General features: G+C 35.6%; 13 protein-coding genes. All 13 read left to right on the forward strand.

Annotated elements, in window-relative coordinates; translation table 11 throughout:
• Positions 1 to 162 precede the first annotated feature (162 nt).
• Positions 163 to 558: a helix-turn-helix transcriptional regulator gene (locus IPM48_10140; protein ID MBK9271948.1), complete on the forward strand. Its 396-nt coding sequence runs from the start codon at positions 163 to 165 to the stop codon at positions 556 to 558.
• A gap of 87 nt (positions 559 to 645) precedes the next feature.
• The gene (locus IPM48_10145) at positions 646 to 1,500 is read left to right on the forward strand and encodes an SDR family oxidoreductase (protein MBK9271949.1); all 855 of its coding nucleotides are present in this window, start codon (positions 646 to 648) and stop codon (positions 1,498 to 1,500) included.
• A gap of 697 nt (positions 1,501 to 2,197) precedes the next feature.
• Positions 2,198 to 2,551 carry a tail fiber domain-containing protein gene (locus IPM48_10150; protein ID MBK9271950.1) on the forward strand — a complete coding sequence of 118 codons (354 nt, stop codon included), beginning with the start codon at positions 2,198 to 2,200 and terminating at the stop codon, positions 2,549 to 2,551.
• Between the two features lie 5 nt (positions 2,552 to 2,556).
• Positions 2,557 to 3,546, forward strand: a complete 990-nt coding sequence (locus IPM48_10155; GenBank protein MBK9271951.1) for a glycoside hydrolase family 16 protein — start codon at positions 2,557 to 2,559, stop codon at positions 3,544 to 3,546.
• 12 nt (positions 3,547 to 3,558) lie between these two features.
• Positions 3,559 to 4,500: a T9SS type A sorting domain-containing protein gene (locus IPM48_10160; protein MBK9271952.1), complete on the forward strand. Its 942-nt coding sequence runs from the start codon at positions 3,559 to 3,561 to the stop codon at positions 4,498 to 4,500.
• A gap of 530 nt (positions 4,501 to 5,030) precedes the next feature.
• Entirely contained in the window at positions 5,031 to 6,074 is a 1,044-nt protein-coding gene (locus IPM48_10165; GenBank protein MBK9271953.1) for an IS481 family transposase, read from the forward strand.
• 8 nt (positions 6,075 to 6,082) lie between these two features.
• Positions 6,083 to 6,739, forward strand: coding sequence for a tail fiber domain-containing protein (locus IPM48_10170; protein ID MBK9271954.1), 657 nt, complete (start codon positions 6,083 to 6,085; stop codon positions 6,737 to 6,739).
• Positions 6,740 to 6,820: 81 nt separating this feature from the next.
• Positions 6,821 to 7,711 carry an IS1595 family transposase gene (locus tag IPM48_10175; GenBank protein ID MBK9271955.1) on the forward strand — a complete coding sequence of 297 codons (891 nt, stop codon included), beginning with the start codon at positions 6,821 to 6,823 and terminating at the stop codon, positions 7,709 to 7,711.
• The gene (locus IPM48_10180; protein MBK9271956.1) at positions 7,712 to 8,707 is read left to right on the forward strand and encodes a glycoside hydrolase family 16 protein; all 996 of its coding nucleotides are present in this window, start codon (positions 7,712 to 7,714) and stop codon (positions 8,705 to 8,707) included.
• 12 nt (positions 8,708 to 8,719) lie between these two features.
• The gene (locus IPM48_10185; GenBank protein ID MBK9271957.1) at positions 8,720 to 9,661 is read left to right on the forward strand and encodes a T9SS type A sorting domain-containing protein; all 942 of its coding nucleotides are present in this window, start codon (positions 8,720 to 8,722) and stop codon (positions 9,659 to 9,661) included.
• A 161-nt stretch (positions 9,662 to 9,822) separates the two neighbouring features.
• Positions 9,823 to 10,374, forward strand: coding sequence for a Crp/Fnr family transcriptional regulator (locus IPM48_10190; GenBank protein ID MBK9271958.1), 552 nt, complete (start codon positions 9,823 to 9,825; stop codon positions 10,372 to 10,374).
• 77 nt (positions 10,375 to 10,451) lie between these two features.
• Positions 10,452 to 11,255 carry a 3-demethylubiquinone-9 3-O-methyltransferase gene (gene ubiG / locus IPM48_10195; GenBank protein ID MBK9271959.1) on the forward strand — a complete coding sequence of 268 codons (804 nt, stop codon included), beginning with the start codon at positions 10,452 to 10,454 and terminating at the stop codon, positions 11,253 to 11,255.
• A 461-nt stretch (positions 11,256 to 11,716) separates the two neighbouring features.
• Positions 11,717 to 12,583, forward strand: coding sequence for an AraC family transcriptional regulator (locus tag IPM48_10200; GenBank protein MBK9271960.1), 867 nt, complete (start codon positions 11,717 to 11,719; stop codon positions 12,581 to 12,583).

The following is a 12,583-nucleotide window of genomic DNA, read 5'->3' on the forward strand; positions in this document are numbered from 1 at the left end:
GGAGACAATGAGCAATTAAATGGCCGCCTATAACATGCTGCACAACGCTATGCCTACTAACGTCTCCGTGAATAATTAAAAGTACTAAATCGGCACAGCGTGTGCAGCCCTCCGTTAGCGGTCAGGCTACAACGACACCCAAACGACAATAATCATAACGGAATGACAACAGAAAAAGATAAAGCATCTGTAAGACAAAAGGAAATAGTTGCCCAGTATCTTCACGAGCTTGACAAACATTTGACCGACCTTAAAAACGGAATGGCTGACAAAACTTTTGAAATAAAGGATTTGGCTGAATTGCTATTTGTAAGTCCCAAACATTTGAGCAACACTATTCAGGAAGTATTAGGGAAATCGCCCTGCGATATTTATGAAGAGCGGCTTATGGAAATTTCTAAAGAACTTTTGCTTACAACCAACAACACCATCTCACATATCGCACAGACATTAACCTTTGACCCGTCTAACTTCACCAAATTTTTCAAGAGCTATGAAGGCAAAACCCCAAAACAATTTCGTGAACTAAATTCAAAAACTGAACTTCTCACCAAATAATCGGAACTTCTCACCATAACCAACCCATAATCTATTTGGAAATTTGCACCAACAAATTCAAATAGATTATGACAAAGAAAATTTCTAATAACAGGTGCAAGTGGTGGCTTCGGAAAATTAATCGTATTTGCACTGTTACAAAAAGGTCATTCAGTTGCCGCTTCTATGCGGGACATCAATGGGAAAAACAAATCCATTGCAGACGAACTGAGTAAAGCAGGAGCAAAAATTATAGAAATTGATGTTACTGACGATACAAGTGTAAACAATGGAGTGCAAAAAGCCATTGCAGAACTTAATGGCTTAGATGTTTTGATAAACAATGCAGGTACCGGAGTTCTTGGAATGCAGGAGTTTTTTACACCTGCCGATTTTCAAAAAATATTTGACATTAATGTTTTTGGGGTACAACGAATGAACAGGGCCGTTGTTCCCTATTTCCGTGAAAAGAAGGACGGTTTGATTGTTTATACTTCAAGCTTGCTTGGCAGAATAGCCTTGCCATTTTACGGAGCTTATCAGGCTTCAAAATGGGCATTGGAAGCTCTAGCAGAAAATTACAGGGTAGAACTTTCTGGTTTCGGAATTGAAAATTGCATTGTAGAGCCGGGAGGATACCCAACTTCATTTAACGAAAATCTAATAAAGCCAAGCGACAAAAGTAGAGAAGCCGCTTATGGCGATTTTGCAAAAGTGCCTGAAATAGCACTTCAAAATTTTGAGAATGTTTTAAAGAACAATCCGCAACAAGACCCTCAAAAAGTGGCAGACGCTTATGCCGAACTTCTTGAAAAACCCAAAGGCGAAAAACCATTCCGTAAGGCAGTTGATTTTATTGGTATGGCAGAACATATCCAAAAATATAATGAACACCACGAGCAAATAATGACAGGACTTTACACAAAATTTGGAACACAAGGAATGCTGAGTGTAAAGAAATAAGTCAACGTGAAATATTTTCAGGACAAAGGTTAATACTTCGGTATTGACCTTTTGGCATTAGCAAAAGCCCGAACCGCTAACAAGGTATTTGCAAAAGCACGGCTGACGGAAGTAATTGAACAGTTGTGCATCTATCAACTTTTGTGCTTATATTTAGCTGACGTTTTTCAAATACCGTGCCTTCGCAAATACCCAAAACGTTAGTAGATATGATCAAAGACCTAACAAGATGAAAAAGAAACCACTTTATGGTGTAACAACATACAATTCATCACGTTACGTATAGAGAAAATTCAAACTAACGGTGTTAATTACCTGAAAGTGACACCTTAAATAAAACGAGTACGGCCCATTACCTTTAGGGACAGTGAGGTTAACTATATAAACTTAAATTTATGAAAATCAATTCATTTCCATTTTTTAATTTTAGGTCACAAGGATATTTATATTTCTGTGGGTATGCAATTTTGGGTTTAGAAATGAAGCATTTTGCCAAATTAAAATATTTCCAGACGGCAATACAACTGTAGGAACATTAACTCAATTTCAATCACAAACGAAATTACAAATATTAGCTGGTGCCGGACCTACTGATCCTGTTGGTTTGTGGATTAATTGCCTCAATCACACTAACAACTATGCTTACTGTCAGACGAATAATGTCAACAAGCCTTTATCAAAAGCTTTTGAAGTCCAATTGAATGGAGTAACCAAGTATTATATTAAAGGAGATGGAGGAACAGTTTTTACTTCAGATTCATTATTGAAAACCAATATAAATAGAATTTTGAACTCAATAGAAATACTCAGTAACTTAAATGGTTATACTTATCAATTTAAGGATGAATTGGCAGTTGATCATAAAATCAGGTCAGGACTAATTGCTCAAGAAGTCGAAAGGTTTTTACCACATTTAGTTGATACAGATCAAAACAATATCAAAGGTGTAAATTATGTAGAATTAATTCCATATCTTTTAGATGCAATTAAAGAGCTAAATGCTAAAATTGAAGAATTGGAAGTCAAATTAGATAATTGCTGTAAAAATTAACTACTATGAGAAAATTATTTTTTTTATTATTTGCTTCTTTTAAAGTGGCTGCCCAATTTCCTTCGAACGATGGAACTTGGGAATTGAAAAAAGAGGATCAATTTACAATATATAATTCTACAGATTGGCATGATACATACCCATGGGGAAGTTATAATGGATACAGTCCTGAATACAATGACCCAGCTAATTTAATATACTCTAATTCTTGGTTAAAAATTAGATCAAATAAATTTACACCTCCATGGTATGACCCAAACACTAATCGTACATACGATTATTCAGGTGGATGTACTTGGTCAAAGTTTAAATACAAGTATGGATATTTTGAAGCTTCTATTAAGACCCCTATCGGGCGTGGATATTGGCCAGCTTACTGGGTTTGGGATGCAGATCCAGATCCATGCAATTACTATGATGAAATTGATATCCATGAAAGAGGTGGTGATCTATCAGAAACTAGCACCACCACAAGCCAAAGTCACCATTGGAGAGACGCATGCATAAGGAAACACAATACAAATGTTTACACAGGAATAAACAATTGCGCTATAACTCATAAATATAGCATGCTTTGGCAGCCAGGTAGAATGATTTATTATATCGATGATCAGACAGTGCATTCCATGAATGATCAGAATAATACGCCATCACATTCACAAGCCTTAATTTTAAATTTTGCAATTGATCCTTGGACTCCCCCAAACAACTCAACAGCATTCCCCAATCATTTCGAAATAGACTACATTAAGATTTATCAACTAAAAACAGACTGCTCGAAGGTAGAGTCAATTTGTACTTTTAATAAATCACAATATGTATTAAATGTAAAAAAAGAAATTACTTTTGGAGGGACTACTTGCAATACAAACATCAACACTAGTGATGGTGTAGCTTTTTGGGCCAAAGACTTTATAATTCTTGATAAAAATACAACACTAACAAGTAACGGTTCCGGTTATTTATGTTTCAACACATATAATTGTTCAAATTAAAACATTAAAGTTATGAATAAATCAATTTTTCTTTTTTCTTTATTGCTTTTGTGTGAAATAAATGCTCATTCCCAAATAATGGATTTTGAAGGCAATATTTATGATACAGTCAAAATAGGATTTCAAACTTGGCTGACTAGTAATATTAAGTCTAAATACTATTCAGATGGAACTCCAGTTTTAGCAAGTAACCATAAATGTGTCAACGGTGACTGCAATAATACTGATACATTTGGCTTACTCTATAATTATACTGGCCTTACCAGAAATGAAACCAAGCGAAGGATACAAGGGATCTGTCCAACAGGATACAATATTCCAAGTCCTGATGATTGGCATCAACTAATGATTACTCTAAATGCGGATACGACATGGCTTTGGAAAGGAGCGTACAATTATGTTTCTGGAAAAGTAATCTCTAAACATTATGGTGGCAATAATAGTTCTGGCCTGACTTTAGTGCCATCTGGGGTGTTCGGTTTAAGTAACTATTTCAATTTTAGGAGAAGCGAACATTATAAACTATTTGATTCGACCAAGATTAGAGGAATCACTGTTTTTTTTGATGGTTCAACAAATGAAACAATTAGGATTGATACTTTTATATCAGAGACTATAGCAAGATCAAATGACCAATATCTTCCGTGCCGTTGCATAAAGAATTCTATAACAACAAGCATAACTGAATTGGGAAGCAATGAAAGCATTAAGATATTTCCGAACCCATCTTTGAATGGTGAATTTACAATTGAGATTGGGGATGAATTATTAGGTGGATCAAACGAGATTCAAATTTTGTCAGAACTTGGAATTGTTTTAATTAATGAGACTTCTTTAAACAATAAAATTATTACTTTTAAACTTCCACGAGGTGTTTATATTATTAAAGTTATTAAAAGTAATAATAGTCGAAAAAGTATCTATTCCAAAAAAGTTGTACTACTCAATTATTGATCACATCTACTAACAATGTGTATGACGAACATGGCGGCTAAACGCCGCCACGTCGCATACACTTGGCCGTTAGTAGATATGATCAAAGACCTAACAAGATGAAAAAGAAACCACTTTATGGTGTAACAACATACAATTCATCACGTTACGTAGAGAGAAAATTCAAACTAACGGTGTTAATTGCCTGAAAGTGACACCTTAAATAAAACGAGTACGGCCCATTACCTTTAGGGACAGTGAGGTTAACTTTATAAACTTAAATTTATGAAAATCAATTCATTTCCATTTTTTAATTTTCAAGCTACAGGGATATTTATATTTCTGTGGGTATGCAATTTTGGGTTTAGTAATGAAGCATTTTGCCAAATTAAAATATTTCCAGACGGCAATACAACTGTAGGAACATTAACTCAATTTCAATCACAAACGAAATTACAAATATTAGCTGTAATAGTTTAGACTTAATCTGACAGTTAGTGATTAATTTTAAGTTGTCAAAAATAATTAATTAACCACTAAACTGTCAGAAAATGAAATTAGAAACAAAATTAATCAAAACTAAATTGGGATTAGTCCATTTAGCAGAAAAATTGGGAAATGTATCTCAAGCTTGTAAAATAATGGGGTATTCCAGGGATAGTTTTTACAGGATTAAAGAGATGTATGACACAGGAGGCGAAATGGCCTTAATCGAAGTCAGCAGGAGCAAACCACTGGTCAAGAATCGAGTGGCTCCCGAAGTAGAGAAAGCAGTTGTTGATATGGCTATTGACAATCCAGCTTTTGGACAAGTAAGGGTTGCAAATGAGCTTGTTAAGAGAGGAATATTTGTATCCCCTTGTGGAGTTCGTTGTGTTTGGTTGAGGCACGATCTGGAGACCTTCCAAAAGAGATTAAAGGCCCTCGAAGCCAAAGTGGCCCAGGATGGAATAATTCTTACAGAAGCCCAAGTTGTAGCCTTGGAGCGTAAGAAAGAAAAATTGGAATCTCAAGGTGAAATTGAAACATATCATCCGGGCTATCTGGGAGCTCAGGATACTTATTATATTGGCAATATCAAAGGCGTTGGTCGTATCTATCAACAAACCTACATTGACACTTACTCTAAGGTAGTTCTGGCAAAAATCTATGATCGTAAAAATGCTCTTGTAGCAGCCGATTTGCTAAACGATAAAGTCCTGCCATTTTATGAACATGAGCAAATCAGGCTACTCAGGATACTGACCGATCGTGGCACGGAATACTGTGGAAAAAGAGAATATCATGAGTACGAACTTTATCTGAGTTTGGAGGATATTGAACATACTAAGATCAAAGCACGACACCCACAGACTAATGGTATCTGTGAAAGATTCCACCGCACCATTCAAAATGAATTTTATGCCATTACCTTCCGTAAAAAGTTATACAAATCTATTGAAGAGCTACAGGCTGACTTGGAGGATTGGCTACATTACTATAATTCGGACAGACCTCATTCCGGAAAATATTGCTTTGGCAAAACTCCTATGCAAACTCACATCGAGTCAAAAAATATTGCAATTGATAAAATGTTAGAAACTCATTTTGAATAAAGAAGATCATGAATAGAGTAATTCAACGCGTAAACGCCAACAAACTAAATTGTGGAGTAAATGTCAAGAGTTCCGAAGGAACTTGCCTCGCTCTTGACTTTTACGGAACAATTGTTACTTTTGTTGAAGCGTTGGATTATTCTTTTTTATCGCCAACTGTCAGATCAAGTCTAGGTTATTACATATTAGCTGGTGCAGGCCCTACTGATCCTGTTGGTTTGTGGATTAATTGCCTCAATCACACTAACAACTATGCTTACTGTCAGACGAATAATGTCAACAAGCCTTTATCAAAAGCTTTTGAAGTCCAATTAAATGGAGTAACTAAGTATTACATTAAAGGAGATGGAGGAACAGTTTTTACTTCAGATTCATTATTGAAAACCAATATAAATAGAATTTCGAACTCAATAGAAATACTCAGTAACTTAAATGGTTATACTTATCAATTTAAGGATGAATTGGCAGTTGATCATAAAATCAGGTCAGGACTAATTGCTCAAGAAGTCGAAAGGATTTTACCACATTTAGTTGATACAGATCAAAACAATATCAAAGGTGTAAATTATGTAGAATTAATTCCATATCTTTTAGATGCAATTAAAGAGCTAAATGCTAAAATAGAAGAATTGGAAATCAAATTGGATAATTGCTGTAAAAATTAACTACTATGAGAAAATTATTACTGAATTAGGCAGCTAAAATACTAAATAATTGATTAATTTTGAGGAATTTAAAAAATTAAAATGGAGAAAAAGTTTGGGAGTTTGAGCATTTTTGAATTTCAAAAGCTATTTCCTGATGATGAAGCTTGTTATAAATACCTTGATGGGTTAAAGTGGGGGAATGGTTACAATTGTATTAAGTGCAAGAATAAAAAATACCATGCAGGTCAAGGCAAGTTGGGGAGAAAATGCAGTCTATGTAATCATCAGGAATCTGTGACAAGCAATACCTTGTTCCACAAGGTGAAATTCCCTATTATAAAGGCTTTTTATATGGTCTACTACATCAGCACATCCAAAAAGGGAATTAGCTCGACAGAACTAAGCAGGAAGCTTCAGTTGAGACAAAAGACCTGCTGGCTATTTAAACGCAAAGTGATGGAAGCAATGTCAAGTAGTGGCAGATACCCATTAATGGGAGATGTTGAAATAGATGAAACATTAGTTGGTGGCAAAGAAAAGAATGTTATTGGGCGAGAAAAGGGCAAGAAGAAACTGGTAGTATTTGCCATTGAAAAGGCAGGAAAAGGGATCAAAAGGGCTTATGGAAAAGTCATCGAGAATGCCGGATTTAAGGAGTTGGAGCCTTTTGTAAAAGAGCATGTAGATCCACAAAGCCAAATCACTACGGATAAATGGCGAGGATACAAGCCTTTCAAGAAGGAGTTCAAACAAATGAAACAGAAAAAATCAAAGCAAGGAAAAAATTTTGACTCCTTCCATCGATTTATCATGGGATTCAAAGCATGGCTGCGAGGAATGCATCATTCAGTTAATCATCTTCAGGCGTACTTTAATGAATACACTTACAGATTCAACAGGCACTTCATGAAAGGAGATATTTTTGAAAATCTAATGGTGCGGATGGTAGTACATCAACCAGTATTTTACAAAATGATAAAAGTAAGTTAAATGCCTAATTCAGAATTATTATTTTTATTATTTGCTTCTTTTAAAGTAGCTGCCCAATTTCCTTCGAACGATGGAACTTGGGAATTAAAAAAAGAGGATCAATTTAATTCACTAATTTCCAATGATTGGTTTGCTGAATATCCATGGGGTAGATATAATGGTTATTCGCCAGAATATATTGATCCAGCAAATTTAATATACTCCAATTCTTGGTTAAAAATTAGATCGAATAAATTTACTCCTCCATGGTACGATCCAATCACAAATCGAACTTACGATTATTCAGGTGGTTGTACTTGGTCAAAGTTTAAATACAAGTACGGATACTTCGAAGCTTCTATTAAGACCCCTATTGGGCGTGGATATTGGCCAGCTTACTGGGTTTGGGATGCAGATCCTGATCCTTGCAATTATTATAATGAAATTGATATTCATGAAAGAGGTGGTGATCTATCAGAAACAAGCACAACAACTAGTCAAAGTCATCATTGGAGAGATGCCTGCATAAGGCAGCACAATACCAATGTTTACACAGATATAAATAATTGTGCTCTTGCTCACAAATATAGTCTGATATGGCAGCAAGGTAGAATGATTTATTACATCGATGATCAAACAGTGCATTCCATGAATGATCAGAATAATACGCCATCACATGCACAAGCCTTAATACTAAATTTTGCAATTGATCCTTGGACGCCACCAAACAACTCAACTTTATTTCCAAATCATTTCGAAATTGACTATATTAAGATTTATCAATTAAAAACTGATTGTGCAAAAGTAGAATCAATTTGTACTTTTAACAAGTCACAATATGCATTAAATGTAAAAAAAGAAATTACTTTTGGGGGAACTTCATGCAGTACGAACATTAATACTAGTGATGGGGTATCCTTTTGGGCAAAAGACTTCATAATTCTGGATAAAAATACAACACTAACTAGTAACGGTTCCGGGTATTTATGTTTCAACACATATAATTGTTCAAATTAAAAATTTTAAGTTATGAATAAATCATTTATTATTTTTTCTTTATTGCTTTTGTGTGAAATAAATGCTCATTCCCAAGTAAAGGATTTTGAAGGAAACATTTATGATACAGTCAAAATAGGATTTCAAACTTGGCTTACTAGCAATATTAAATCTAAATTTTATTCAGATGGAACTCCAGTTCCTCTAGCTAACTTTAAATGTGTAAATGGGGATTGTAATAATACCGATACATTTGGATTACTCTACAATTATACTGGCCTTACCAGAAATGAAAGCAAACGAAGGATTCATGGAATCTGTCCAACAGGGTACAATATTCCAAGTCCAAATGAATGGCATCAATTAATGTTAACACTAAATGCCGATACGACATGGCTTTGGAAAGGTGCTTATAATAATGTGTCTGATAAAATTGTATCAAAACAATATGGTGGAAGTGATATTTCGGGTCTTAAAATTGTTCCATCAGGATTAAGTGCAAATGGTCAATTTTATAATTTTCAACGCGGCGAATTTTATAAATTGATTGATTCAAATGATATAAAAGGAGTAACAATATTTTTTCCTCCATTACCAGATGGAATATTAAGATTAGAAAAATTTATCACTGATGAAATTGCACGTTCAAATGACCAATATCTTCCGTGCCGTTGCATAAAGAATTCTATAACAACAAGCATAACTGAATTGGGAAGCAATGAAAGCATTAAGATATTTCCGAACCCATCTTTGAATGGTGAATTTACAATTGAGATTGGGGATGAATTATTAGGTGGATCAAACGAGATTCAAATTTTGTCAGAACTTGGAATTGTTTTAATTAATGAGACTTCTTTAAACAATAAAATTATTACTTTTAAACTTCCACGAGGTGTTTATATTATTAAAGTTATTAAAAGTAATAATAGTCGAAAAAGTATCTATTCCAAAAAAGTTGTACTACTCAATTATTGATCACATCTACTAACAATGTGTATGACGAACATGGCGGCTAAACGCCGCCACGTCGCATACACTTGGCCGTTAGCAGTCATGCTATAGCGACCGTGCAAACAATTACCTTTGCTAAAAAACTCTATATAATTCAGTCCATGTCGGAAGCACTAAAACAAAGTATGAAAAGATTTGTGCAGCTTAGCGAAGCTGAATATGATTATGTTCTGTCGCATTTCAGACAACAGACAATTAAAAAGAAAGAACATATATTCAGAGCGGGGGAAATATGCAAACTGGCTGTTTACTGTGAAAGAGGCTGTTTCAGAAAATACTATTTGAATGACGAAGGTGAAGATATTGTGGTGGACTTTGCCATAGAAGACTATTGGATTGGCGACCTGAACAGTCTATACAATAAAGTTCCTACACCTTATAACTTTCAGGCTCTTGAAGATTGCATTTTGCAAGTAGCGCCCATTTCAGATTGGGAAAGAATTTCAGTAGAACTACCTGAGTTTGGGAAAAAACGTTATGCTAAAGAAATCCGCAATCACAATAAAACCGCTGAACTGCTGACGTTTGAAAAGTATGCTACGGCAGAAGAAAAATACGAAAAATTGTTGCAACGTTTTCCGGGCATTACCAATCGCATAGCAGGCAAATACATTGCTTCTTATTTGGGAATAAAGCCCGAATCGTTAAGCCGATTGAAAAAAAATAAAGGTCGGTAAAAAAAACATAACATACGTCAATCTTTTCCAGATTTCGCTGACGATAACTTTGTCAAAAGTTTTAAAAGTAAATCGTCATGAAAAAATTACCACAACACATCTACAACCGCATTGACAACGAGTTGTATAATGAAAAAGGGGACATCTGGTGGAGAGAAAACACCGTTTTATACCTCTTAAAAACTTCGGTCAACCCATGCCGTTTTCCGTATTACCTGAACGTTTACAAAAATGTTTTACAGCTTGACCCCAAAGAAAAAGCAGCTTTGGACGTAGGTTGTGGAGGCGGCATTTTAGCAGAGGAATTTGCCGCAGCAGGCTTTTCGGTTACAGGCATTGACCCTTCAGAAAATTCATTGCATACGTCTAAAGAACATGCAAAACTTTCAGGTTTGAACATAGATTACCGAAAAGGGACAGGCGAAGAACTCGATTTTGCAGACAATTCGTTTGACGTAGTTTATTGTTGCGATGTGTTGGAGCATGTCAGGGATTTGCCTAAATGTATTTCGGAAATAGCGAGGGTATTAAAACCGAATGGCGTTTTCTTTTACGACACTTTCAATAGGAATTTTTTAAGCAAACTCATTGTGATTAAGATTTGGCAGGAATGGAAATCAACTGCGTTTATGCCGCCTAATCTTCACGTTTACGAAATGCTTATTAAGCCCGAAGAACTAAAAAAGTTGATGCAAAGTAATGGGTTGGGACAAATCAACATGAAAGGAATGTCCCCGAACATCAATCCGCTAAAAATGATTTCTTTGCTTCGCCAAAGAGCAAAAGGTGAAATGACGTATGGCGAATTGGGAAGCAAATTTCAACTGAAAGAAAGCAACGACCTGAAAGTAGGTTACATGGGATATGCGATAAAGCAATAACCAGACAAAAATCACCGAGTAACTTTACCACAAGCAAGAAGCACGAACTGCTAACATGCTATTGCCGCAATGGGGGCTGACGTGCTATAATCAACATCAGTCCTTTTTTTATACATTTGTGCTGTATTGAACGTTAGTGCTTCCAATCCCCCACTGCGGCAATACCTGAACCGTTCGAGGAAATGCCTTCGGCATTCCCTCGAACGGGCACTGACTTTGTGCCATCGGAGATAGATGCCTTCGGCACTATCCCCGAACAATGGCTTTAAGCCATTGTAACGGCCCAAAGCCAGTGCCCGTTAGCTGCAAGCTTAAACCCACCGCATAAACAGCACATTTGGTTTTTGCCGACCCACAAGCCAACGCTCATAAAACCAAAAGAGCTGTTTCTTCCCAACGCACCAAAGAGAATAATCGTTTGAACAGAACGTAGATTTGTTTGAATTTCTTAACTTTGCACTATGCCAAGAAATTCGTCAACATACAACAGCCTGTTAAAACTAAAAGGGTTCAACGTTTTTCAAATTGAGAAAGACGCCAATGCTTCCTTTGCCTATAACCGAAAGGATTTTTACAAAATATGCCTGACCACAGGCAAAAGCCGAATTCATTATTCCGACAGAAGTTTTGATGCCGAAGGCACTATTCTGTTTTTTGGAAACCCGAACATTCCTTATTCTTGGGAAACGCTTTCTACCCGATATGTCGGTTATACCATTCTCTTTACGAAAGATTTTTACACTTCGGGAAAACATTCAGAAACCCTGCAAAAATTACCTTTATTTAAAACGGGTGGTACACCTATTTTGGAAATTTCGAACGAACAACGCTTGTTTTTGAACAGCATTTTCCAAAAAATGATTGAAGAGCAACTAGCTGACTATGAACATAAAGATGACCTGATTCGTAATTATATAGATTTGATTTTGCACGAATCGTTAAAATTAAAACCGTCTGAAAATTACAATCAGGATAAAAACGGAGCGGAACGGTTGACCAATGTTTTTATGGAACTTTTGGAACGTCAATTTCCAGTGGAAAGTCCCAACAGACCACTTCAATTGAGAACCGCCAAGGACTACGCAAAAAATCTTTCGGTACACGTCAACTACCTGAACCGTGCCGTAAAAGAAGTTACAGGAAAAACCACAACGACACATATTTCTGAACGTATCGTTAATGAAGCTAAAGCCATTTTGCAACATACGGATTGGAATATTTCGGAAATTGCTTACGCATTGGGATTTGAATATCCGACTTATTTTAATAATTTCTTCAAAAAACAAACAGGAACAAGTCCATCTTCCGTTCGTTTAGAAAAGGTTTGA

The sequence above is a fragment of the Saprospiraceae bacterium genome (genome assembly GCA_016715965.1).
Lineage (GTDB): Bacteria > Bacteroidota > Bacteroidia > Chitinophagales > Saprospiraceae > Vicinibacter.